This window comes from Acinetobacter sp. 228, from assembly GCF_048147885.1.
The window spans coordinates 24,312-49,787 of the sequence record NZ_JAYWYV010000022.1; the positions used below are offsets into that span (position 1 = coordinate 24,312).

Annotated in this window: 21 protein-coding genes; 10 read left to right on the forward strand and 11 right to left on the reverse strand. The window is 42.9% G+C overall.

Features of this window, described 5'->3' with window-relative positions; translation table 11 throughout:
- Positions 1-4: 4 nt before the first annotated feature.
- Together rnpA and rpmH are read right to left on the reverse strand one after the other, a co-directional pair.
- Positions 5-397, reverse strand: a complete 393-nt coding sequence (gene rnpA, locus VXQ92_RS13760) for a ribonuclease P protein component (protein WP_416682150.1) — start codon at positions 395-397, stop codon at positions 5-7.
- A gap of 29 nt (positions 398-426) precedes the next feature.
- Positions 427-561 carry a 50S ribosomal protein L34 gene (rpmH, locus tag VXQ92_RS13765; protein WP_000831329.1) on the reverse strand — a complete coding sequence of 45 codons (135 nt, stop codon included), beginning with the start codon at positions 559-561 and terminating at the stop codon, positions 427-429.
- A 663-nt stretch (positions 562-1,224) separates the two neighbouring features.
- On the opposite strand from rpmH, the gene dnaA reads away from it, so the two are divergent.
- From dnaA to gyrB, 4 genes are all read left to right on the forward strand, one after another.
- Entirely contained in the window at positions 1,225-2,607 is a 1,383-nt protein-coding gene (gene dnaA, locus VXQ92_RS13770) for a chromosomal replication initiator protein DnaA (RefSeq protein ID WP_064101908.1), read from the forward strand.
- A 108-nt stretch (positions 2,608-2,715) separates the two neighbouring features.
- Entirely contained in the window at positions 2,716-3,864 is a 1,149-nt protein-coding gene (gene dnaN / locus VXQ92_RS13775; protein WP_064095259.1) for a DNA polymerase III subunit beta, read from the forward strand.
- A gap of 29 nt (positions 3,865-3,893) precedes the next feature.
- Positions 3,894-4,973, forward strand: coding sequence for a DNA replication/repair protein RecF (recF, locus tag VXQ92_RS13780; RefSeq protein ID WP_416682153.1), 1,080 nt, complete (start codon positions 3,894-3,896; stop codon positions 4,971-4,973).
- A 56-nt stretch (positions 4,974-5,029) separates the two neighbouring features.
- The gene (gene gyrB, locus VXQ92_RS13785; protein ID WP_416682155.1) at positions 5,030-7,498 is read left to right on the forward strand and encodes a DNA topoisomerase (ATP-hydrolyzing) subunit B; all 2,469 of its coding nucleotides are present in this window, start codon (positions 5,030-5,032) and stop codon (positions 7,496-7,498) included.
- Between the two features lie 1,181 nt (positions 7,499-8,679).
- Here gyrB and VXQ92_RS13790 read toward each other — a convergent pair.
- Positions 8,680-9,843 carry a zinc-dependent alcohol dehydrogenase gene (locus VXQ92_RS13790; RefSeq protein WP_416682156.1) on the reverse strand — a complete coding sequence of 388 codons (1,164 nt, stop codon included), beginning with the start codon at positions 9,841-9,843 and terminating at the stop codon, positions 8,680-8,682.
- 326 nt (positions 9,844-10,169) lie between these two features.
- Entirely contained in the window at positions 10,170-12,101 is a 1,932-nt protein-coding gene (locus VXQ92_RS13795) for an ATP-binding cassette domain-containing protein (protein ID WP_191731287.1), read from the reverse strand.
- Positions 12,102-12,316: 215 nt separating this feature from the next.
- Here VXQ92_RS13795 and VXQ92_RS13800 point away from each other — a divergent pair, with 215 nt between their 5' ends.
- The 4 genes from VXQ92_RS13800 (at position 12,317) to erpA (ending at position 16,244) form a co-directional block, all read left to right on the forward strand.
- Positions 12,317-13,321, forward strand: a complete 1,005-nt coding sequence (locus VXQ92_RS13800; protein ID WP_416682157.1) for a putative solute-binding protein — start codon at positions 12,317-12,319, stop codon at positions 13,319-13,321.
- Between the two features lie 254 nt (positions 13,322-13,575).
- Positions 13,576-14,586, forward strand: coding sequence for a putative solute-binding protein (locus tag VXQ92_RS13805; RefSeq protein ID WP_064095253.1), 1,011 nt, complete (start codon positions 13,576-13,578; stop codon positions 14,584-14,586).
- A gap of 193 nt (positions 14,587-14,779) precedes the next feature.
- Positions 14,780-15,787 carry a putative solute-binding protein gene (locus VXQ92_RS13810; RefSeq protein ID WP_064095279.1) on the forward strand — a complete coding sequence of 336 codons (1,008 nt, stop codon included), beginning with the start codon at positions 14,780-14,782 and terminating at the stop codon, positions 15,785-15,787.
- A 121-nt stretch (positions 15,788-15,908) separates the two neighbouring features.
- The gene (gene erpA / locus VXQ92_RS13815) at positions 15,909-16,244 is read left to right on the forward strand and encodes an iron-sulfur cluster insertion protein ErpA (protein WP_004281944.1); all 336 of its coding nucleotides are present in this window, start codon (positions 15,909-15,911) and stop codon (positions 16,242-16,244) included.
- A 56-nt stretch (positions 16,245-16,300) separates the two neighbouring features.
- Here the strand turns inward: erpA and VXQ92_RS13820 are convergent, their stop codons facing one another.
- The 6 genes from VXQ92_RS13820 to VXQ92_RS13845 form a co-directional block, all read right to left on the reverse strand.
- Positions 16,301-16,678, reverse strand: coding sequence for a hypothetical protein (locus VXQ92_RS13820; protein WP_171254913.1), 378 nt, complete (start codon positions 16,676-16,678; stop codon positions 16,301-16,303).
- Between the two features lie 105 nt (positions 16,679-16,783).
- Complete coding sequence (locus tag VXQ92_RS13825) at positions 16,784-17,692, reverse strand: matrixin family metalloprotease (RefSeq protein WP_416682159.1); 909 nt, start codon at positions 17,690-17,692, stop codon at positions 16,784-16,786.
- A 60-nt stretch (positions 17,693-17,752) separates the two neighbouring features.
- A complete protein-coding gene (gene blaOXA, locus VXQ92_RS13830; protein WP_129717326.1) occupies positions 17,753-18,592 on the reverse strand; it encodes an OXA-134 family carbapenem-hydrolyzing class D beta-lactamase in 840 nt (279 codons plus the stop codon).
- A 145-nt stretch (positions 18,593-18,737) separates the two neighbouring features.
- A complete protein-coding gene (gene dnaK / locus VXQ92_RS13835; RefSeq protein ID WP_064095249.1) occupies positions 18,738-20,678 on the reverse strand; it encodes a molecular chaperone DnaK in 1,941 nt (646 codons plus the stop codon).
- Positions 20,679-20,797: 119 nt separating this feature from the next.
- Positions 20,798-21,346, reverse strand: a complete 549-nt coding sequence (grpE, locus tag VXQ92_RS13840; RefSeq protein ID WP_064095248.1) for a nucleotide exchange factor GrpE — start codon at positions 21,344-21,346, stop codon at positions 20,798-20,800.
- A 765-nt stretch (positions 21,347-22,111) separates the two neighbouring features.
- A complete protein-coding gene (locus tag VXQ92_RS13845; RefSeq protein WP_416682161.1) occupies positions 22,112-22,597 on the reverse strand; it encodes a hypothetical protein in 486 nt (161 codons plus the stop codon).
- Positions 22,598-22,814: 217 nt separating this feature from the next.
- On the opposite strand from VXQ92_RS13845, the gene VXQ92_RS13850 reads away from it, so the two are divergent.
- The gene (locus VXQ92_RS13850; protein ID WP_191731291.1) at positions 22,815-23,885 is read left to right on the forward strand and encodes an alpha/beta hydrolase; all 1,071 of its coding nucleotides are present in this window, start codon (positions 22,815-22,817) and stop codon (positions 23,883-23,885) included.
- Positions 23,886-23,958: 73 nt separating this feature from the next.
- On the opposite strand, the gene VXQ92_RS13855 is transcribed toward VXQ92_RS13850, so the two are convergent.
- Positions 23,959-24,633, reverse strand: a complete 675-nt coding sequence (locus VXQ92_RS13855) for an acetoacetate decarboxylase family protein (RefSeq protein WP_416682163.1) — start codon at positions 24,631-24,633, stop codon at positions 23,959-23,961.
- Between the two features lie 103 nt (positions 24,634-24,736).
- On the opposite strand from VXQ92_RS13855, the gene VXQ92_RS13860 reads away from it, so the two are divergent.
- Entirely contained in the window at positions 24,737-25,309 is a 573-nt protein-coding gene (locus VXQ92_RS13860) for a peptidylprolyl isomerase (protein WP_416682165.1), read from the forward strand.
- Positions 25,310-25,476: the final 167 nt, after the last annotated feature.

Sequence of the window (25,476 nt, forward strand, 5' to 3'; positions counted from 1 at the left end):
AACTCTACTTTTGTGGGAAGGGGGCTATTTTTGAATGCTTTTTGGCAAGACGGTTAAGTTTTTGCCAGGCAAATTGTAATTGCTGGTGCAATTCTGCATTAGGTACTGTCTCAATACCAATTTTCGGCATGATTACAATATCTAAGTCATCTAATTGCTGTTGATGCAGGCGAAAACTTTCGCGAGCAAGTCGTTTTACTCTATTTCTTTCGTGTGCGCGTCGCACTTTCTTCTTGGCAACAACTAAACCCAAACGGCTATTTGGCAGTTCGGAATGTTTTGCAAGAAATAAGAAATGGGGTTGATGCACTTTAAAAAGCGCACCATCAAAGACACCTTTATAATCGGCAGCACAGCGTAATCGCAACTCTGTGCCAAAACTATAAAGTTTTGTCATAACACCCAAAATCGTCTTAGCGTAACTGATTAAACAGTTAAGCTATGACGACCTTTTGCACGACGGCGAGCTAATACTTGACGACCAGCTTTAGTAGCCATACGAGCACGGAAACCATGAACACGCTTACGCTTTAATTCAGACGGTTGGAATGTACGTTTCATATTGAAACTCCAAAAAATGATCTTTCTGTGAAGGTCCGCGATTTTAGTGCTCATTGCTTGAGCTGTCAATGCAAAAGCACTTTTCTTTTCAAATAACAGCAAAAAAGAGAGAAGGTGTATTTTTTATGCAGAACTGGATAACACTATCTCGATTTGAGTTAACCACAAATCAAGTTATTGTTATTTAAATAAATATAAGTTATAAACAACTCTATCAACAAAGTTATCCACATGTTATCCAGAGTTTAAATTTGAACTCCGAGTTTTGAATTTAAATTTAATGCTTTATGAGTTATCCACAAAAACTCGCGATCTTATAAGTAAATTCAAATTTATAAATTTAAATTTATTACTATTAGGGAGCACTTTTTCTATGGATAAGCTATTTTTTATTTATATAAACATTGAGTTATGTTGTGGATAAAACTGTTGTTATTAATTTTATACTTTGTGGATAACTTTGTGATATATTTTATCCACAGCTTGCGGATAAACTTATCCACACCGGGTTTTAAATTTAAATTTATGCACCTTGATTTCTTTTTGCACAATTTTTGTGGAAATTGCCATGACAGATGTGGATAACTTGGTTAGAATGGCGACCCGCTTTTGGTCGCGGGCAGCTTTTTTTCGAATGAACAATGGAATGAATAGGGGATTCACATGCTTTGGACGGACTGCTTAAATCGCCTGCGACAAGAGCTCTCTGGAAATGTCTTTACCATGTGGATTCGGCCATTGGTTGCAGAAGAGCTGGAGGATACCTTGCGTCTTTATGCACCGAATCCTTACTGGACGCGCTACATTCAGGAACATCATCTGGAACTGATTTCAATTCTGGCAGAACAGCTGTCTGAAGGTCGTGTGCGTAAAGTTGAAATTCTGGTAGATTCTCGCCCGGGGGCAATCCTGTCTGCGAGTGAACAGCCGGCCACCACGACTGCTGCACTAGAATCCGCACCTGTTGTCGCGCCATCCCCGCGTCCCAAGAAAGAAAAAGAAGATTCAGGCAAAAATAGCCGTAAACGTCAGTTGAACCCCTTATTCACCTTTTCGCTGTTTGTGGAAGGTCGTTCTAACCAGATGGCAGCAGAAACCTGTCGTAAGGTACTGACCCAGCTGGGTGCTTCCCAGCATAACCCCTTATTTTTATATGGTCCGACCGGTCTGGGTAAAACCCATTTGATGCAGGCAGTCGGCAATGCACTGTTGCAGGCCAAACCGAATGCCCGGGTCATGTACATGACCGCAGAAAGTTTTGTGCAGGATTTTGTCAGCTCTTTGCAGCAGGGCAAGGTTGAAGAGTTTAAAAAGAACTGCCGCTCTCTGGATCTGTTACTGGTTGATGATATCCATCTGCTGGCGGGTAAAGAAGCCAGTCTGGTGGAGTTTTTCTATACTTTTAACGCACTGCTGGACGAGTCCAAGCAGATTATCCTGACCTCGGATCGTTATCCTAAAGAGCTGACCGAACTGGATCCACGTCTGGTTTCACGTTTTTCCTGGGGCTTATCGGTAGGTGTTGAACCACCGGATATTGAAACCCGGATTGAAATTTTGCTGAAAAAAGCAGAAAACACCGGAGTGGATTTACCACGTAACTGTGCGCTGTTTATTGCTCAGCAGGTCGTGGCCAATGTACGTGAGCTTGAAGGTGCGCTGAATAAAGTGGTGGCGATTTCACGTTTCAAAGGCACGCCGATTGATCTGGATGTAGTGCGTGAATCTTTGAAAGATGTGCTGGCGATTCGAGCGCGTACCATCAGTACTGAAAACATTCAGCGTGTGGTCAGTGAATATTTCCGTATTCCGTTAAAAGAGATTGTTGGTCCAAAACGTACCCGGATTTATGCCCGCCCCCGTCAGCTGGCGATGGGCTTGGCCCGTGAACTCACCGGCGACAGTTTTCCGGAAATTGGCATGGCTTTTGGGGGGCGTGATCACAGTACCGTGATGCATGCCTGCGAGAAAGTACAGAGCCTGCGCGAAGAAGATCCGATCTTTAACGAAGACTATAAAAACCTGCAACGTCTGTTGCAAAGTTGACCGAAAACGCTCAAATTCTATTCTTGCTATGCGGCTGCTTTTGCCGCATAGTAAACCGTCAAAAAATCACTTTTTCTATATTAATCTTCAGCTTTAGAGGAATGCACCGTGCGTTTAAAAATCGCGAAAGAAAGCTTACTGAATGTTCTCTCACATGTCGTAGGAGCGGTTGAACGTCGCCATACCTTGAATATCCTGTCTAATCTGAAAATTCAGGTGACCGCACAAGCATTGACCGTAACCGGTTCGGATCTGGAGGTTGAGCTGGTGGCGAGTACGGCGCTGGCTGAAGGTGCCTGTCTGCAGGAAGGTGAGACCACAGTTCCTGCACGTAAACTGATTGATATCTGTAAGTCACTTCCTTCAGCGGCATTGATCGATTTGCATATTACTGAAGACCAGCGCTGCATTCTTAAATCAGGTAACAGCCGTTTTGTACTGGGTACCTTGCCTGCTGATGATTATCCATTACTAAATACTGAAAACACGCAAGGCACGCAAGTGACAGTGACACAGCGTGAACTGAAACGCCTGTTTGAAAAAACTGCTTTTGCCATGGCGGTTCAGGATGTGCGTTTTTACCTGACCGGTACCTTGCTGGAAATTGATGCCAATCAGCTTCGTGCAGTGACTACCGATGGTCACCGTCTGGCACTGTGTGAAACGACAGCACAATCTACAGCAACCCAGCCGATTCAGGCGATTGTGCCACGTAAAGCCGTTGCAGAATTACAGCGTCTGCTGAGCGTTGAAGATGAGCAATTATCTTTATTGATTGGCCGTGAACTGCTCAATGTGACCATTACCATGCCAAGCCGTGACAAGGAACAGGCGGATATTACCGTACGTTTCACGACTAAACTGATTGATGGTAAGTTCCCGGACTACCGCCGTGTAATTCCACGTGGTGGCGACAAAGTGGTGATGATCGCACATGACGTGTTCAAGCAGTCTTTGCAACGTGTGGCGATTTTAAGTAATGAAAAACTTCGCGGTGTGTTTCTGAACTTCAATGCCGATTCCTTGCAGCTTCGCGCCAATAACCCGGAGCAGGATGAAGCAATTGAAGACCTGGCAATTCAATATTCAGATTCCCCGCTAGAAATGTCATTTAATGCGCAGTATCTGATTGAAGTGCTCGGGGTGCTGGATGGCGATGATGTGTCGATGACCATGACTGAAGCGAACCAGTCTGTCTTGGTACAGGACCCGGCACATACAGATCAAGTCTATGTTGTCATGCCGATGCGTGTTTAAGCCGCGGCTTTTTGATACTCAGATAAGCTATGCATATTACGCGTTTACATATTGAGCGTGTACGGAATTTAAAGACGGTTGCTCTCCACGGATTGCAGCCGTTTAATGTTTTTTATGGCCAAAATGGTTCAGGTAAAACCTCGATTTTAGAGGCGATTCATTTACTGGCTGCCGGACGTTCCTTCCGTACCCATATTCCCAAAAATTATATCCAGCATGGCGCACAGGATGCGATTGTGTTTGCACAGTCCGCGACTGAAAAAATAGGCATGCAAAAAATGGCTGGCGGGGAGCAGTTGATTAAGGTCAATGGTGATCTGGTCGCGACTCAGGGTCAGCTGGCCAAACTGCTACCCTTGCAGCTGATTGATCCGCAAAGTACCGATATTATTGATCATGGTGCCAAACCACGGCGTCAATTGCTGGACTGGTTGATGTTCCACGTGGAACCGGAATTTTATCATGCCTGGCAATATTATTCACGTGCACTGAAACAGCGGAACAGCCTGCTCAAAAGCAAACGCTTTCTCAGTCTTTCCGATCTGGAACCGTGGAACCAGATGCTGAGTGAATATGGAGAAATCCTGCATTCGCAGCGTGTCGGGATCGTAGAACAATGGAAGCCATTTTTTGAAGATGATCTGAAACAGTTGTTACCTGACGTACAGGTCAGTCTGGAATACAGTCCAGGCTTCCATAGTGAAAGCGGTCTGTTGAATGACCTGACCAATCATCATGAAAAAGACTGCGAGCGACGCTATACCGAATATGGTCCACATCGCGCAGATTTGCGTTTAAAGACCCCGATGGGGGACGCAGATGTAATCCTGTCGCGCGGGCAGAAAAAGCTGCTGATGATCGCATTAAAACTGTCGCAAATCACAATGCTACATTCTTGTAATAAGGAAACTGTGGTATTATTAGATGATGTGACAGCAGAATTAGATTTAACCGCACAACAACGTTTAATTGAGCGATTGAGCCAACTTGGTAGTCAAGTTTTTATTACCACCTTAGACCATGAAGCAGTACAGAAGCACTTACATGATTTGTCTATCTCATATCAGTTATTCAGTGTTGAAAACGGTACTGTTCAAGTTGTGCAATAATATTTTTTGAGTTTTACCCATCTTTGGATAGACCTATTTTTCACTAGGGAGAAACCATGAGTTCAGAAGATCAAGCTGCTTCTCAAACAGAACAAACCATTGAAAAGGCTTATGATTCCTCTAGCATCAAGGTATTACGTGGTTTAGACGCAGTCCGTAAGCGTCCGGGCATGTATATTGGTGACACAGATGATGGTACAGGCCTGCACCACATGGTGTTCGAAGTAGTCGACAACTCGATTGACGAAGCCTTGGCGGGCCACTGTGATGAAATTATAGTCACCATCCATGAAGATGAATCGGTTTCAGTTTCTGATAATGGCCGTGGTATTCCGACCGATATTCACCCTGAAGAAGGTGTGTCTGCAGCAGAAGTAATTTTAACGATTCTGCATGCCGGTGGTAAGTTCGACGATAACAGTTATAAGGTCTCTGGCGGTCTGCATGGTGTGGGTGTTTCCGTAGTCAACGCACTGTCTGAAAAATTACTACTGAATATCAGCCGTGCCGGAAAAGCCTATGAACAAGAATACCGTCATGGTGATCCTGTTTATAAATTACGCGAAACAGGCACAACAGATCAATCGGGTACTACCGTTCGTTTCTGGCCAAGTGCAGAAACCTTTAGCCAGACCATTTTCAATGTTGATATTTTAGCGCGTCGTTTGCGTGAACTGTCCTTCCTGAATGCTGGCGTACGCATTGTGCTTCGCGATGAGCGCGTGAATCTTGAAAATGTTTATGACTATGAGGGTGGCCTGTCCGAATTCGTTAAATATATTAACGAAGGCAAAACACACCTGAATGATATCTTCCATTTCACCACACAGGCTGAAAATGGCATTGGTGTGGAAGTAGCATTGCAGTGGAATGATTCTTATCAGGAAAACGTGCGCTGCTTTACCAATAACATCCCGCAAAAGGATGGCGGTACACATCTGGCTGGTTTCCGTGCTGCTTTGACCCGTGGTTTAAATAACTACATGGACAGCGAAAATATCCTGAAAAAGGAAAAAGTGGTAGTCTCGGGTGATGATGCGCGTGAAGGCCTGACTGCCATCGTGTCAGTCAAAGTACCTGATCCAAAATTCTCTTCACAAACCAAAGAAAAACTGGTGTCAAGTGAAGTGAAGACTGCGGTTGAACAGGCCATGAATAAGTCATTCTCTGAGTACTTGCTGGAAAATCCGCAAGCAGCGAAAGCTATTGCCGGCAAGATTATTGATGCAGCGCGTGCCCGTGATGCAGCACGTAAAGCGCGTGAAATGACACGTCGTAAGAGTGCGCTGGATATTGCCGGTCTTCCAGGTAAACTGGCTGATTGTCAGGAAAAAGATCCGGCACTGTCGGAACTATATCTGGTCGAGGGTGACTCTGCAGGTGGTTCAGCCAAGCAGGGCCGTAACCGTAAGATGCAGGCGATTTTACCGTTGAAAGGTAAGATTTTGAACGTAGAGCGTGCCCGTTTTGACCGGATGATTTCTTCTGCTGAAGTGGGTACTCTCATTACTGCGCTCGGCTGTGGTATTGGCCGTGAAGAATATAATCCGGACAAGCTGCGTTATCACAAAATCATCATCATGACCGATGCTGATGTGGATGGTTCGCACATCCGTACGCTGCTCTTGACCTTCTTCTTCCGTCAAATGCCGGAACTGGTCGAGCGGGGTCATATCTATATCGCGCAGCCACCATTGTACAAGCTGAAAAAAGGCAAGCAGGAACAGTACATCAAGGACAATGATGCACTGGAAACTTACCTGATCTCCAATGCGATTGATGAGCTGGAACTGCATATTAGCGCAGAGGCTCCCGCGATTCGTGGTGAAGCTTTGGCACAAGTCATTGCAGATTATCAAACCTCGCAAAAGAGTTTGGCGCGTTTAACTGTACGCTATCCTGCAACGGTACTTGATGGCTTGCTTGCTCTTGATGCGTTCAAACTTGATCAAGCCAATGATTTGGATTATGTAGAAACTTGGGCTAAGCAAATGCGTGACCATGTTGAAAACATGCAACCAAGTTTGCGGCCTGAACTCAGCATTGAAACCTTTGAAAAAGAAGATGCTGAAGGTAATAAATCAAATACCTATTTACCACGTATCACGATTTATATTCATAACTTACCGCATTCTTATTTGCTGGATGCAAACTTGTTGGGTTCAAGTGAATACGCACGTTTGTTGAAAAACTCGAAGAGTTGGTTCACCTTGCTTGAAGAAGGGGCTTACCTACAAAAAGGCGAGCGTAAAATCCCTGTTTCAAGCTTCCATCAAGTGTGGCAAAACATCCTGGCTGACTCACGTCGTGGCATGATGATCCAGCGTTATAAAGGTCTGGGCGAGATGAATGCAGAGCAGTTGTGGGAAACGACCATGGATCCAGACAATCGTAACATGCTGCAAGTGACGGTCACAGATGCGATTGAGGCAGACCGTATGTTCTCTTGCTTGATGGGCGATGATGTAGAACCACGTCGTGCCTTCATTGAAGAAAATGCCTTGAATGCTGACATTGATGCCTGATCCTTCAGGATAAACTCAAACATAAAAAAGCGCCTTTCGAGGCGCTTTTTTTAGATCAATTTTTTACTCATATCCTGTGGACTAGGCAGAATAGAGTAAATATGGACAGATTTTTAGATATCGAACTGGTTCATTTTAGTTTTAAAAAGCCGGCTTGAGTGAGCCAGTTTGATTCTAGGAAAGGGGTTAGGTATAGATCCACCAGCTTGGAGGAATACAGGAAATTTGGAATGAGTATCTCATTATAAAAATGAACTGCATCAGAACTTTCAAGAGAATTTTTTGAATAATAAGGTGAGGGAGAAGGACGCTCTTTATATGATGAGGAGTATCTATGCAGTCCAAAATGCTGGGTGAACACTGTATCGGTCAAAATGGAATTAAAGGAATATAAATACAATAAGGACTGTTCAAACACTTAGTATGGAATTGGCTAAAAATAAAAAATAGCTTGTTCAAAAAAATCCAATATCCCAAAAAGAAATGAAAAATTGTTGAATATAAACTTTTAAATTTTCAATAACTTGTAAAAAATTTGGTGTAAGAAGTTAAATAATACGTGAATGGTATTGCTTTAATCGTGTAGTAAACCTGATTAAATATGTGGATAACTCTGAAGTTATCCACGATTTTTATGTGAATAAGATAGTATTTTGCAATAAGTCTTAACTCACTTCTTAATTCCTTTTTCTAAATTCAAAGTTAAACTTTATGGTCTTGTGGATAAGTGTTTTTAAATTTAAAATAGCACTTTAAATTTAAAAATGGATTTGGCGAGATATTCGTAGAGTGTCCAGACTATTTTCTATATGGGTTTTAAAATAATAAATTATTATAAATTATGTACTTGTTGGTATAGTGTAGTTTATCTAATCATTGGCGTGGAACATATTTTTTAATCAAAATTCAGGGTGTAGTTAAACTACATAGTTAATTTAATAATCAAGTGAACTTTCATTTTTATTTAAAATCATACTTTTATCGCTTTTTGCTTAATTTTTTCTTTTTTCTCTTAGGGCTTATTTTTGACTTCATTATTGAAAATCGAACATCTCTTTCGTTTCTAGAGAAAAAAGGGAGGGGATTGCTGAAGTGTGATGATGAGGAGTAGAAAAAAGAGAAGTGATAAAATAACTATAAAAATAAAAAAAGCGCCTGACGGCGCTTTCCTTTAATCATCTTTATGGCGTCAGGATGACTTTACGGCAATCTTCTTCCCGTTTATCAAAGATACGATAACCTTCTGCGGCTTCTTCCAGTTTCATGCGATGGGTAATGATCACATCAGGAGAAAGATCCCCATTTTCAATATATTCTAGTAACTGCGGCAGGTATTTATGCACATGGGTTTGTCCCATTTTAAAGGTCAAACCTTTGTCGAAGGCATCCCCGAACAGGAAGCCATGAATTGGGCCGGCATAAACTCCCGGTACACTCACCACACCACCACGACGGACTGCCGCAATACATTGTCTCAATGCAGAGCCACTCGAACCTTCTAGTTTCAGATTGGTCATTACAGTTTCCAGAACGCTACCTTTAGCTTCAAAACCAACAGCATCAATGACTGCATCAACCCCACGATAACCTGCGGTATTTTGAATAATAAACTCAGCAGCATCGACTTCATCAAAATTGACCGGAATCGCCCCATAAGTTTGATGAGCAAATCGCAAGCGGTAAGGATGGTGATCGACCATGAAGATCTGTTCAGCACCGAGCATCCGTGCACAGGCAGCAGCAAGTAGACCCACTGGTCCAGCTCCATAAATGGCGATACTGGAACCTCGACCAACTTGGGCATTGGTGACCGCCTGCCAGGCAGTCGGCAGAATATCGGTCAGGAACAATACTTTTTCATCCGGCAAGGAGCCGGGTACCTTAAACGGGCCCACATTGCCTTTGGGAATTCGTACATATTCGGCTTGACCACCTGGCACACCACCATACAGGTGGCTATATCCAAACAATGCTGCACCGGGTGGAATCTGCTTTTTATTCAGGATGGCACCACGGCCTGTATTGGTATTCTCACAGGCAGCCATGAGTTCATGCTCACAGAAAAAACAGTGTCCGCATGCAATCACAAACGGAATAATAACCCGGTCACCTTTTTTTACTGAAGTGACTTCAGGACCGACTTCTTCAACCACCCCCATAAATTCATGACCAAAAATATCCCCTTGTTCGGTTGCTGGAATTTTCCCCCGATAAAGATGCAGATCTGAGCCACAGATGGCAGTGGCCGTTACTCTAAGGATGACATCATCTGCTTCCTGAATGACTGGATCAGGAACGGATTCAACTCGTACATCGCGAGTACCGTGATAAGTAAGAGCACGCATGCGGATTTCCTCTCTAGTTCAACATTAAACAGACTTGAATTTAAGGCTGCCAAAAATTAAAAGTACTTGTATTAGAGTCTTAGGAGGTAAACTGGCGCTGTAAATTAATGTATGAAAAAAGCCACTCAACTGTTTAAAAAATAAACTTATATAAGAGTTGCGTAATTCGCATACAAAATGTGTCAATTAATCAATAAAGAGGAAACTTGAAAGCACGGGGGAATAAAATGGGTAAAAAAATATTGAAACTAGACTATTCAAATAAAAAAAGAGACGAGTAACGATTGTTACCCATCTCTCAGCTAATGAATGGGATAGAAACAGCTTTAGAAGGATTGTTCCAGATTTTCCAGTTCCATCATCAGTTCCAGCATCTGTTCTTCGGCTGTTTCCAGCTTGGTTTTCAGCTCGGTTTGCTCATTCATCAATTTCAGTAAGTCGTTTTTACGTGATGCTTCATATAAAGCGCTGTCACCGAGTAAGGTTTCAATTTCAGCCAGACGCGGCTGAAGCTTTGCAATCTGTGCTTCGCATTTTTCAATATTTTTACGAATCGGACGACTGAGTTCCCGCTGGCGCGCAGCTTCTTTACGTTGAGCTTCTTTATCCAGTTTGGAAATGGTCGGTTTGACTTCAACCTGGGATTTCACCGGTTCGGCCGGCTTTTGCCCGTTTTTGATCATCTCGCTCCGGGCCTGGCGTAACCAGTCCGCATAAGCAGCGAGATCACCGTCAAATTCACGGCATTGACCATTATGAACCAGTAACAGTTCATCACAGACACTGGCAATCAGCTGGCGTTCATGCGAAACCAGTACCACGGCACCCTGGAAATCCTGCAAGGCCATAGTCAGTGCATGACGCATATCCAGATCTAAGTGGTTGGTTGGCTCATCCAGAATCAGTACATTGGGACGCTGCCAGACAATCAGTGCCAAGGCCAGACGTGCGCGCTCACCGCCAGAGAAGCTTTCACTTGGCGTATCCATACGTTCGCCACTAAACCCAAAACTACCCAGGAAAGAACGCAGGCTGGCTTCACTGATTTTTTTATCGGCAATACGTGCCAGCTGTAACATCGGGCTGGCATTGCCATCCAGTGCGTCCATCTGATGCTGGGCAAAATAACCGATATTGAGCAATTCTGAATCTTTACGCAGACCTTGAATCAGTTTTAAGTCACCGACCAGTGATTTGATCAGCGTGGATTTACCAGCGCCATTCATCCCGAGCAAACCGATCCGGCTGTTTGGCGTGATCTGTAAATTTACATTGGTCACAATCAGCTTGTCACCATAACCGATATCGGCATGTTCCAGTTGCAATAATGGCGAACTCATTTTGGTCGGTTCACGGAAACTGAAAGTAAATGGCGTATCGACATGTGCAGCGGACAGTTCCTGCATACGTTCCAGTTGCTTGATCCGGCTTTGGGCCTGTTTGGCTTTGGTCGCTTGTGCTTTGAACCGGTCAATATATTTTTGCAGGTGCGCGCGGGTTTCCAGCTGCTTTTCATAAGCTTGCTGCTGCTGTGCCAGACGTTCACTACGGGTGCGCTCAAAGGTCGAATAGTTACCGGTATATAAAGTCAGTTCCTGATTTTCGATATGTAAAATATGGTCGGTAATCGCATCGAGGAAATCCCGGTCATGCGAAATCAGTACCAGCGTACCTTCATAGGCTTTTAGCCAGTCTTCGAGCCAGAGAATCGCATCCAGGTCCAGATGGTTGGTCGGTTCATCAAGAAGCAGTAAGTCTGACCGGCTCATCAGGGTACGTGCCAGATTCAGGCGCATACGCCAGCCACCGGAAAAACTTGAAACATCCAGTTGTGATTGATGTTCAAAGAAGCCCAGACCGGCCATCAGCTGCGAGGCTTTGGCAGGAGCCGAATAACCTGAAATTTCATCAAAACGGCCATATAAATGTGCCAGTTCTGCATCATCAAGTTGATCCGGCTGATCGAGTTTCTGCTGAATCTCCCAGTATTCTTCATCGCCCGACAACACGAAATCAATGGCTTTCATATCCAGGGCTTTAATTTCCTGAGCCATATGCGCCACAGTCCATACCGCAGGTCGGGTCAGTGAACCACTGTCCGATTCCATACCACCGAGCAAGGCTGAAAACAGGGTCGATTTCCCGGCACCATTGACACCGGTTAGGCCAATTTTCCATCCTGGGTGTAACTGCATCGACGCTTTTTGAAATAAAACACGTCCACCGCGACGTATAGATAACTGGTCTAACTGAATCATTGAGAAATCAAGGCTAAGCAATAAGATGTGCCTATTCTAAAGGAAAGCCCCAGGAAAATGAAAAATCTTGCAGTTTTTACTGAAATGAAAGGTTTTGACCTCTGTTCCCCACTAGGAGGTAAACGCTCAAGTTGAGTAAAAACTCTATTTTTACTGTGAGTAGTCGTTTATAGTTCATATGGTTAGAACAATAAGTACGATAGAGTCAAATAAAAATGAAAAAGGGATATTTAATTTTGTCTGCGCTGGGTCTGTTGGTGTCGACTTCGAGTCAAGCCAGCGTGAATGTCTGTGTTTTCGATTTGCTGGGAAAATCGGGTGAGTCCTATAAGTTACTGGAGGAATGGGCACTGGCAGCAAAAAGCTGGGGGACGCAGGTCCAGTTGAGCGCCTATCAGGATGAAGCCAAGGTAGATCAGGATGTCAAAGCTGGAAAGTGTGATGCTTTTTATATGACCTCCATGCGCTCCCGGGCCTATAACAAATTTGCTGGATCAATTGATGCGATTGGTGGCGTGCCGAATAATGACATTGCCATGAAAGCTATCAGTTATGTACTGGATAAACGCAACAGCAAACGCCTGATGACCCAAATTGGCAAGGAAAAATTTGAAGTCGCAGGTATCGGCCAGATTGGTCCGGCTTATATTTTTGTTCGTGATCGCGGACTCAATAAACTGGAACAGGTCAAAGGCAAGAAATTTGCCGTATTGCATTATGACTATGCACAAAAGATCATGGTGAACCGGATTGAAGCGGTACCGGTAATGTCGGAAATTTCCAATTTTATCCGTAAGTTCAATCAGGGTGAAGTCGATATTGTGGCTGCACCGGCCTATGCTTTTAAACCGCTGGAGCTAGAAAAAGGCTTAGGTTCTAGAGGTGCCATGATCAATTTTCCGGTAGTGAATGTCACTGCAGACCTGATTATTCGACCAGATAAGTTCCCGGCAAGCTTTGCAGCGCAATCCCGAAGCTGGTTTGTCAGACAGTTACCGCGCAGCTTTGCCATGGTCAAGCGCATGGAAGCTGAAATTCCAAGCAAATATATTTTAAATCTCAGCCGTGAAGACCGTGTGGCTTATCAAAAGATTTTGCGTGACGGCCGACTCGATTTAACCAAACAGGGGATTTATGATTCAGGCATGATGACCGTGTTGAAACGTGCACGTTGTACGGTAGAAAGAACCAATTTTGAATGTTCAATTAGTGGTGAATAAAACTGTAATCATGTATATCTTTGTAACTATGACGAGCTAAATGTAATTATAAGCAAGCAGTATTTAAATTTAAATTACTGATAATTAACAATATATTTAAAAGTGGCTTGGGCAGCTTAAATGAATTTATCTTTAGAGGCCAAAATGCGGCTTTTGAATGGAGTAAATGCTCTATTTTTTTTAATTAAACTTGCTTAATATTTGTTCCGTGTACGGACACTCAGCAAATAACAAGATTTCAAAGGATCACTACAATGAAAAAAACACTCTTATCATTGGCTGCATTTTCTGCATTTGGTTTTGCAAGTGTGGCACATGCAGAAAAAGTCGATATCTGTGTGTTTGACTTACTGGGTAAATCCGGTGAGTCTTTCCAGATGGCGCAAGAATGGGCACTGGCTGCAAAAGGCTGGGGCGCAGACATCAATCTGATTGCGCGTCAGGATGAAGCGGTTGCTGACAATGACTTTAAGGCAGGCAAATGTGATGGCGTATTTATGACTGCCATGCGTGCCCGTCAATATAACAAGTTTGCCGGTTCCATCGATGCCTTGGGTGGTGCACCGAATAATGCCATCGCCCAGCGTGCCATCAGTTTTGCCTTGGATAAACGTAATGCAGGCAAAATGGTGACCAATATGGGCGGCAAAAAATATGAAATCGCCGGTATTTCTCCGCTGGGTTCGGCATTTATTTTTGTTCGTGATAAAAATATCAATTCGATTGAAAAAGCCGCAGGTAAAAAATTCGCAGTACTTGGCTACGACGATGCCCAGAAAATCATGGTACAGCGTGTCGGTGCGCAGGCAGTAATTTCCGATGTTTCCAACTTTGTGGCCAAATTTAATAATGGTCAGGTAGATATGGTCGGTGCACCTGCCTATGCTTATAAGCCGCTGGAAATCTACAAGGGCCTGGGTAATAACGGCGCGATGTTTAATTTCCCGGTGCTGCATGTGACTTCTGATTTTGTGATTCGTCCGGAAAAATTCCCGGCAGGTTTTGGACAAAAATCGCGTGACTGGTTTATCAAAAACCTGCCAAAGAGCATGGGAATGATCAGCCGTCTGGAAGCAGGTATTCCGTCAAAGTATAAAATGAATCTGAGTGCTGAAGATAAAACCAAGTATCAGAAAATGTTACGTGATGGCCGGATGGATATGACCAAACGCGGAATCTATGATGCCAGCATGATGTCGGTATTAAAACGTGCACGCTGTTCTGTCGATAAAGCCAACTTTGAATGTTCACTTTCTGGCGAATAATTTGATTTTTAAAGAAAAAAGCTTAGAGTCATCTAAGCTTTTTTTATGGATGCCTCGGTCAGATCTGCCATTGTGCAGCGAATAAAATAGCTTAAGCTTGATCTAAATATTAAATTCACATGTTTTATATAAAAAACAGTCACATGTGACTAAAACTGCAATAACAAAAACAAGCAATAAGGAAATGAGGATGATGCATAGAGGATGGAAAGCACTGGCATTGGCTACGGCGACACTGGCTGTTTCAGGTCTGGCCCAAGCTAAACAGGTGATTTGCGTATTTGATCTGGTCGGTAAAAACGGTGATGTCTATAGTGTGATGAAAGACTATCAGTTGGCGGCCAAAAACTGGGGAGCAGATGTCGAACTGCGAGTAAATACCAATGAAGCCGTGGTTGCAGAAGATTTTAAAGCTGGAAAATGTGACGGGATTAGTGTGACCGGTATGCGTGGCCGACAATTTAACAAGTTTACCGGTTCTCTGGATGCAATTGGGGCTATCACCGATCTGAATCTAGCGGTTAAAGTCATGCAGGGCCTGGCCAGTCCCACCTTCGCCAAACAAATGCTGCAAGGTAAATATGAAATTGTCGGCGTGATTCCGGTGGGGGACGCTTATCTGCTGGTGAATGACCGCAGTATCAATACTGTTGCCAAAGCAGCCGGCAAGAAAATTGCGGTACTGAGCCATGACGAAGCACAAAAAATCATGGTACAGCAGGTCGGTGCACAAGCGGTGAGTGCCGAAATCAGCAATTTTGCCAGTATGTTTAACAATGGTCAGGTGGATATTATCGGTGCACCAGCTGCAGCATTTAAGCCTTTAGAATTACATAAGGGGTTAGGTAGTAAGGGTGCGATTGTGAATTATCCGGTGTTGCAGGTTACCGGTAATATTATTATCCGTCCCGATAAATTCCCGGCCGGATACGGACAAAAATCACGTGAGTGGGTCAAGAGCCAGTTACCGCGTGCCTTTGGCATTTTGGGTAAAATGAAATCAGATATTCCATCAAAATACTGGATGGATATTCCTGCGGCAGATAAACCGGGTTATCAAAAAATGATGCGGGATTCCCGAATTGACCTGACCAAACGCGGCGTTTATGACAAACGTATGATGAAACTGCTGTGGCAATTCCGTTGCAAACAGAATCCGACAAATTTTGAATGTGCCTTACAGGATGAGAACTACAAATAATCCTGATAAAATTACTCTGATTTGACTTTTAATCTGTAGAGACTGACCATATATTGAGTGTGTTATACTTAAATATGGTCTTTTCTTTCTAAAGACATTCCATTCAACAGAGGAATCCGCCATGAATGCCCAAGCGCTTGTGCTCACCGACAATGCCGCAAATAAAGTACGCCAGTTGCGTGACAGTGAAGGTAACCAAGACTTAATGCTCCGTGTTTATGTCACCGGTGGCGGCTGTTCAGGTTTCTCTTATGGCTTTAACTTTGCAGAAAGCCAGAATGAAGATGATGCAGAATTTGCCAATGGTGATGTTAAAGTCCTGGTCGATTCACTGAGTTATCAGTATCTGGTCGGTTCAGTTGTGGATTATTTAGAAGGTCTGGAAGGTTCACGTTTCGTAGTACAAAACCCGAATGCTACTACCACCTGTGGTTGTGGATCTTCATTCTCGATCTAAATCCATGCACAAAAAAAAGTCCTCTTAATGAGGACTTTTTTATATCTGGATAAAGTTTAGCTATCCAGTTTAACCGCTTCAAGCAGGTCAAAGATTACGGTAGTAACATCCTGACTCAACTCGCGGTTATTAAAAATTTCATAGGCGCTAATAGTAATATCGGTATCGCTTGGCAACAGACGCTGTTCTTCTTCAATCAGGTCATTGATCGGTAATAAAGTCTGTTTGATTGCCAGATGCAGAATATCTTTGTATTCCAGATTTTCATCGTCGAGTTCAATCAGTTGTTCATTAAAATAAGGCAATAAAATCGAATGAAGATAGGGTTGGATGTCCTCGATATCAAAGATTTCGATATCACGGGTTTCATCAATCGTACTAATGTGGTCATTTACTTCAATTAAAATATGGTAGTAACTCACACGAATCTCCAAAGATGGCCTGAACAATGTAGCCGTTCACAATAACATGAAATCAGAATGGAGTCTTTTTTATAATACTTATACACTTAAATTAACTAGGGGATTCAGACTGATTAACTAACGGTTATATAGCAGGGTTTTATCTGCAGGGCGTAGCTGGAAGTGTTGCAGATTCTGTTTGCCCAGTACAGGATACATCAGCGCTTCCGGGTCATTATGATGATACAGCCCCAAGGCATGTCCAAGTTCATGGGCTAAGGTCAGACGCAAATCATCTTCTGCATCAAACTGATAAACCTGAATTTGATCACCCATAAAAACACCCTTATGAAATTCGCGGGCAGGAAAACGCTGTTGAGCCTGAATGATATTCTGCTGATGGTTCTGGAGGCCATGCTGATGCATGGAAACATTCATATTAAAGGAACTTTGCTGTTCCTGCAGGTACTGAAACTCCCGTTGAAAAGTTGCCGATTTACGCTGTAAAGCCAAGACTTCATATTCAATCTGTTCGCGTTCATATGCGGATAAATCTGACTGCTGACGGCGGTGCTGTAAGGCTTGAAATTCACTATTGATCTGGTTTTTTTGCTGAATGAGGCGTTGCTGCTGACTTTCCAGATGTTGATAGGAGGCTTGCAGATTTTTGACCTGACGCTGATACCTGGCATCATCTGCCAGTAACTGTTTTTCAATTTTCTTTAAGGCATTGTAGTCTTGCTGGCGTTGATCATAGATCAGGCGAATACTTAGTCTGGCATTTTCATCATATACCAGCAGATCATCACGATTTGTACCCTGATGCCAGATCTCGACTGCTTCCTTGCTCAGCTGAATGACCTGATCTTTACTCATTCCAAAGCCTGAATCGACCTGATCAATGCGAAAACGTAAGCGGGTGTCGAAAGGATGCGTCAAGCGATCAGCCAGTGAGTTATAGCGCAGTTGTGGATGGGTTTTGGTCTGCATATGTAGATAGGCAGACACGATCAATCCCATAATGAACAGGCAGAGCAAGAGACGCATATTTTTATTTAAATGGTTATTTTTTAAAAATATAACTTAATTTTAATACTTTTCCCATGCCTATTTGCTTTGCTGCTCCGCTTTTGGGTAAAGCCCTAATTCGCCTAGAGCCTGCTGTAGAATTTCAAGGCGAATGGCTGGATTCATATTGGTTTGCATTTGCATATTCAGGGAAAATGCCACGATTTCCCCCTGAGGGGTCTCGACCCACCCGGTCAGCCAGCCGACTTGCGGTTCTACATCCATGCCCCAACCGGATTTAGCATACAGGCGATAAGCTTGCCGTTCCTGTAAAAGTAACATGGCTTTAACTTGCTGCTGGACTTGAGGATCAAAGGCAAGTTCTCCTCGAGCAAGAGCAGAGACAAATTCGACTTCCTGTTTCGGACTAATTTTTAGAGGCCCGACCAGCCAGAAGTTATCGACCTGCTGCCCAATCTGCTGATTGCCGAACCGGATGCGTTGCACTTCCTGCTGCATCAATTCCAGACCGATACGGCGTGCCAGTTCCTGATAGACCGGTACCGCAGAAGCTTGCATGGCCTCGCCGAGCGTCATATCTTTTTCCCAGGTGGCAAAACTGCGTTTCTTGCCATCCCATTTAAAGATTTCATTGGCTGTGGCTTTGCCATGTTGCAAGCCAATCAGGGCATTCACTATTTTAAAGGTTGAAGCAGGAACATATTCGGTATCTGCTCGGCTCAAATCATTGCCATAGACCTGTAACTGTTGACCACGCTGAATCACTAGAACGCCAGAGCTTTGTGCTTGATCAAATAAGCTGGCGATGGCTTGGGTGGATTGAGTCAAAGTGCTTTGAGATGGGGAAGATGAAACGGGCAGGCTACATGCTGTCAGGCCCAAGCAACTCAGTAAAGGCAGCAAAATCAGAATTTTCATGGGTTCAAGGTATTTTAATGATTGATTTAACTTAAACAGCTTTTCCTGAAAATACGATCAAATTTTAGTAATTTTTATTTTATTCCCTCAATTCGAGACATAAAAAACCGCGCTTTCGCGCGGTTTTTTCAGTTAAAGCGACAAATTATTTTTTGTCATCTTTCACTTCAGTGAACTCAGCATCTACAACGCCGTCATCCGCTTTTTGAGCTTGGCCTTCGCCACCTTGGAATGCATTCGGGTCGAAACCTTGTGCACCGCCTTGGCCTTGTGCTGCTTCATATGCACGTTGTGTGATCGGCATGATGATGTTTTGCAATGCTTCAGTTTTAGACTTAATCACTTCAGCGTCATTTTCTTTAGTTGAAGCTTCAAGTTCAGAAACCGCAGTTTCAACCGCAGTTTTCTCGTCCGCAGTCACTTGTTCACCAAGATCTTTCACTGCTTTTTGAGCAGAAGCAATTAATGCATCAGCTTCGTTACGTGCTTTTGCAAGCTCTTCAAACTTACGGTCTTCTTCAGCATTTGCTTCAGCATCTTTGATCATCGCTTCAATTTCAGCATCGCTCAAACCAGAGTTTGCTTTAATTTGAATAGATTGCTCTTTACCTGTGCTCTTATCTTTCGCAGATACTTTCAAGATACCATCAGCATTGATGTCGAACGATACTTCAATTTGTGGCACACCACGTGGAGCCGGTGGAATATCGCCTAACTGGAAGTTACCCAACAATTTGTTTTGTTGAGCCATTTTACGTTCACCTTGGTAAACCGAAATGTCTACTGCAGGCTGGTTGTCAGCAGCTGTAGAGAACACTTGGGATTTTTTCGCCGGAATCGTAGTGTTTTTCTCGATAATTGGAGTTAACACACCGCCCATTGTTTCAATACCAAGAGTCAATGGAGTTACGTCAAGAAGAAGTACGTCAGTTTTATCACCAGACAATACTGCACCTTGAATCGCTGCACCAATCGCTACTGCTTCGTCAGGGTTTACGTCTTTACGTGGCTCTTTACCAAAGAATTCCTGAACTTTTTGTTGTACCAGTGGCATACGTGATTGACCACCGACCAAAATCACATCAGAGATGTCAGAAGTCGAAAGACCTGCATCTTTAAGTGCAGTCTTACATGGTTCAATCGTACGCGCTACCAGATCAGCCACCAAACCTTCAAGTTTTGCACGGGTAACGTTGATCACCAAGTGTTTAGGACCAGTCGCATCCGCGGTAATGTATGGAAGGTTGATTTCAGTTGCATTAGAAGATGAAAGTTCGATCTTCGCTTTCTCAGCAGCTTCTTTCAAACGTTGTAACGCTAAAGGATCTTGCTTCAAGTTGAAGTTCTGTTCTTTCTTGAACTCTTCAACCAGGTACTCGATTAACGCGTTATCGAAGTCTTCACCACCCAGGAATGTATCACCGTTGGTAGATAACACTTCAATTTGCTGGTCGCCATCAAGGTCTGCAATTTCAATGATTGATACGTCAAAAGTACCACCACCCAAGTCGTAAACTGCGATTTTACGATCGCCTTCTTTCTTGTCCATACCGAACGCAAGTGCCGCAGCAGTTGGTTCGTTGATGATACGTTTAACTTCTAGACCAGCAATTCGGCCTGCATCTTTGGTAGCCTGACGCTGTGCATCGTTGAAGTAAGCAGGGACAGTAATAACTGCTTCAGTCACTGTCTCGCCCAGGTAATCTTCAGCAGTTTTCTTCATCTTTTTCAAGATTTCAGCAGAAACCTGTTGTGGCGCAAGTTTTTTGTCGTTGACCTCAACCCAAGCATCACCATTATCCGCTTTGATGATCTTATAAGGTACCAGACCGATATCTTTTTGTACCGCTTGGTCTTCATAACGACGACCGATCAAACGTTTGATCGCGAATAGTGTATTTTTCGGGTTAGTTACGGCCTGACGCTTTGCAGATTGACCCACAAGAATCTCGCCATCTTTATAGGCAATAATAGATGGCGTAGTCCGTGTGCCTTCAGCATTTTCAATTACTTTAACTTTGTCGCCTTCAAGTACTGCAACACATGAGTTGGTAGTACCTAAGTCAATACCAATAATTTTAGCCATTTGGATGTTTCCTCAAAAATTTTCTTGTGATTTCCACTTGTTATCTGATATGAGAGTCATTCATTTTTTTTCAAGTAACATTTTTGAAAAAAATGTACAAACTCCCTAATTTATTCAGCTTAAGCGCCAACCATCACCATTGCAGGACGCAATAAGCGACTGTTTAACGTATAGCCTTTCTGCAAAACACTACCAATTTCATTGGCCTTAGCATTTGCATCAATGCCTACAGCCTGATGAAGCTCAGCATTAAATCCGCTACTGGTATCTACAACCACAACACCAAATTTTTCCAGTGTAGTGAGTAATGATTTCAAGGTAAGTTTGACGCCCTCAAGCAAAGGAGATTCTTCTTCATTCGCAGCATTAATTGCGCGCTCAAGATTATCAACCGTATCCAAAAGCTCTTTGGCGAATTTTTCTAATACTGTATCTTTATGTTTTTCAGATTCACGCTGAATACGTTCCACGCTTTTCTGTGCTTCATAGACTGCATTGGCCGTACGTGCTTTCTCTAGCTTTAAGTCGCCTTCAAGCTGCGCAATCTGTTCTTGTAAAGACTCAACAGAAACTTCTGCCTGCTCGGATTCAGCTTGAGTTTGCGCTATATCTTTTTCCGCTTGCTCTTGCTCAAATTCTTGAGCTTGCTCATTTTGCTCAGTCGCCATTGATTTACTCCGTTTGAATGGGTTCTTAAACATGTACAGTCTACAGTCCTTGGCCCTTAGTGTTCATCGTATTAAGATGGAACTGCCAAGGTTGAAATAGTCAATTACCTTAAGAAATCGGGGCGGGGTATAAAAATTCAAGCATAAGCCCAGATAAATTTTATGATTTATGCAAAATCCCGAATACAGAAGGGAGAAGATTTTATAATTGTGAAAAAAATACAGCGGAAAAATCTTAAAAAGATAGCTCGTCTTTATGTGCCTAAGTCCAGTATCCTGATGTAAATATGTTGTATTTATTAGAATATAAAAAAGAAAAATCCACTAAATATTAAAATGAAAATAATAATAATCGTATTTTTAAATTAAAATGGCAGTCTTGATTTATTTTAAGTCACTATAAAAAAGTAACCTTGCACTTTTACTTATCCTAGTGGCCTTAATTAGAAAAATGCACTAAGTCAGCCTCATAATATCCTGTTTTTAATTTACTTTTCTCGGCTACACCTCTCCCAAAAACTCAGCTTTTTTAGCTGCTTATTTATTAGACACAAAAGCGATTAATATTTAACTAATAAAGTATTACACAAAAAATAAGCAACTCGGTATGATTCATTTTAGATTCTATCGCTGTAGTTTCTTCTTATTTTGAATGTGTTTTCGTGGCTTATCCTATTCTCTAGATAAGCCTTTTTTTTGCCCGATATTTTCTCGCATTCAAATAAAAAGCCCGATCCGGGCTTTTAGTGAATACAATGACAGATCTTAATCACGACGATCGCGTGAGCGTTGCTCCTGATGGCGTCGGTTATCATTCCAGCGTGGATTAGAACGATTTTGCTGGACTTTTTTCGTGCGCTGATCTGTGGCACGTTTACGATCCAGCTCCTGACGACGCTTATTACGATCTGCTTCTGCCTGTTTTTGCCGTTGCGTCATCAGATTTTTACGCTGCTGTTCCTGGCGTTGCCGTTCTAGCTGGTTTTTACGTCGATCCTGATCTAACTGTCTTTTGCGATCCTGTTCCCAATTACGACGCTGTAATTCCTGTTTACGTCGATCCTGTTCAATATGTTTGCGCTGCTGTTCATATTCCCAGCGTTGCCGGTCATAGCGACGATCCTGTTCATAACGACGGTCATAACGCTGATCATAGCGACCGTCATAATAGCCGCCATCTTCAGGAAATGCGACGCAGCCTACAGCTAAAAATGCAGTCGCCAAAGACAAAGCTATAATTTTAATAGCCATAGGCATTCTCCCGATTTTTAATAAAAAATATACTTAACCATGCAAAATTACGTCAAAAATAACCTTTAACCGGTCAATGACATCTTCTATAAATGAGGATAACGTATCGGGTAAAAGCTATCTGTACATAGATATTAAGACTTCTATAAGAATATGGTCACTGAAACGCTAATCGTGTAGAAACTATGAAGAATTAAGAGAATAAGGACTAAAAGTAATGACAGTGAATCATCCGGTTCTGCAACGTTTGATGGAAAAAGGACAGGGAACTGCAGCCCGTATGCTGGATCGCTTACCCGGTATGGCCCAGGAGGCAGTAGTGAAGGCTTTGGATTATCCTCATGTCTATCCTGATTTAGACCCTTTGGTAAAATGCCTGATGGCCATCCAGATCAAACAGGGGCACAGCAGTTTTATCAGTAAAGATGTTGTACATTCACGTGCCCTGTTTGACGCACGCATGAAAGCCATCCGGGCCAGACCGACCGCGGTCAAATTTGTCGAAGAGCTCCGCCTTCCTCTACAGAGTGGCAGTATTTTTGCACGACATTATCATCCTGCACCGCAAAAGAAGTTACCGATGGTAATTTTTTATCATGGCGGTGCCTTTATGGTCGGCGGTCTGGATACTCACGATGAATTTTGTCGCTTGCTGGCAGTGCATGCCAAAGTTCAGGTATTAAGTGTAGCCTATCCGCTGACGCCAGAATTTAGCCCCTTGCAGATGGTACAGGTGTGTGAAGATGCCTTGGCGTGGGCACATCAGCATAGCAAGCAACTGAAAGTCTATAAAAACCGTATTGCCGTGGCAGGGGATAGTGCCGGCGGAAATCTGGCAGCTGTGGTAGCGCAGCGCAGCGCAGGAAAATCTTATGCCGCACGGGCACAACTTCTGCTTTATCCTGCGGTTGACTTCAAAAGTCGCCATCCATCTTTTTATGCCTATAAAGATGGACTGGTACTTTCAGAGCAGGATATTGATCTGGTGACCTTCATGTATGCCCAAACCCATCAGATTGAACTGGATGACCCACTGATTTCGCCGACCTATGGCGAGCTGAAAAACTTGCCGCCAAGTTATGTGATTACAGCACGTCATGATGTCCTGCATGATGAGGGTTCAATCTATGCACACAAGTTGCGTCAGAATGGTGTAGCTGTTCATTATGATGAATATACCGATCAGGCCCATGGTTTTATCAATCTGACGCCGATTTCCCGTCGTGCCAAAAAATATGTGATTGAGATCAGTAAGAACTTCCGCAAATTTTGGGACAAAAACAGTTAAGCCGAAAGCATGAAGAAAAAGGTGTTTCTTATGAAACACCTTTTTTATATTTATAGCTAAATTTAAATGCAGGTTATGGCTTGTTACTGATCTGTGCTTCAGGAAAGATCAGATTAAATTGGGGGACATAAAAGCTTTGCAGCAATTTGGCTTTGGAAAAATCTGGAAATATATCCTCAGCATCTTGCCACTCTACTTGTGAAAGTGTGGAGAGGTGTCCACGAAACTGGGGACTAAACTGAAAACGTTGACCTTTCCAGGCCTGCTGAATCTTGAGCATAGATGCTGGAATATGGTGACTATTAATATAAAATTGACGTGCAGATTTGGTTTTCTTCAACCGAATCGTCATCTGCTGGTTCTGATGCTGAATCTGACACAGAATTTCCTGATCCTTTTCTTGCCATTTAAATTGTGCATATTGTTTGGGAATTCCCCATAAATGCTGACCATGTATGACAGATTCATGGGTAGACACATAAATTTTAGGAATCGAGCTGAGACGCCGTTTATTGATTAAAGGATGATCCAGAATTAGTAACTCATCATAGGGACCAATCGGTGAAGTTTGATAGCGTACCAGCATCACTTGAACCATACGACCCAGCGGAGAGGGTGCGATACGGAACTGTTTTGCTTGTTCAATAAAGCTGGGGGTCAGCCAATAGTTCAGAATAAAACCTTCACCCTGCAAGCGCCAAGGTGGAAACTGATGGATATTTTGCTCCTGTAATAATGCATGTTTCATTCTTATTCTCTTGTCTTTAGTCGGCAGATCACTGCAATATAAATCATAAAAGATTAATATATAGTCATTCACAACCATTACTTCTAAGTAGATGAGTTAATAAATGTTAAAGAAATCATTATGTGTGATCGCGCTTGCCGCGACCAGTCTGCCAAGCTTTGCTGCAAATACGATTATTGAGATGAATACTTCAATGGGAAATATTGAAATTGAACTCTTTAATGATAAAGCTCCCATCTCGGCAAAAAATTTTGAAAATTATGTAAAAAGCAATTTTTATAAGGACACCATCTTTCACCGGGTCATTCCCGGCTTTATGGTTCAGGGTGGTGGCTTTGATGTGAACATGCAGGAAAAAGCCAATACCAAAGCACCGATTAAAAACGAATCGTCAAATGGCCTGCATAACAAGCGTGGCACTTTAGCCATGGCACGTACCAATCAGCCGGATTCTGCTCGCGCACAATTCTTTGTGAACTTGGTCGATAATGATTTTCTGGATCGTTCTGCTAGAAATGCCGGCTATGCGGTATTTGGTAAGGTCACTAAAGGTATGGATGTAATTGATCAGATTGCTAAAGTACCCACTAGAAACTATGGAATGCATCAAAATGTGCCAGTAAACCCTGTAAAAATCACCAGTGTGACGATTAAAGCACCAGTTGTGAAAAACTAGACATAGAATAAACCAGAAATATTTAATTTATATTTCTGTTTTAAAAATATGTACTTATGTAATGATTTGCATAAAATTGAACCAATTTGGTGCATAAAAATAAAACACTCGTGATTCTTGTGCGTTAAAAGCGCTTGCACGTGTAAGAAATTGCCCTATAATGAGCA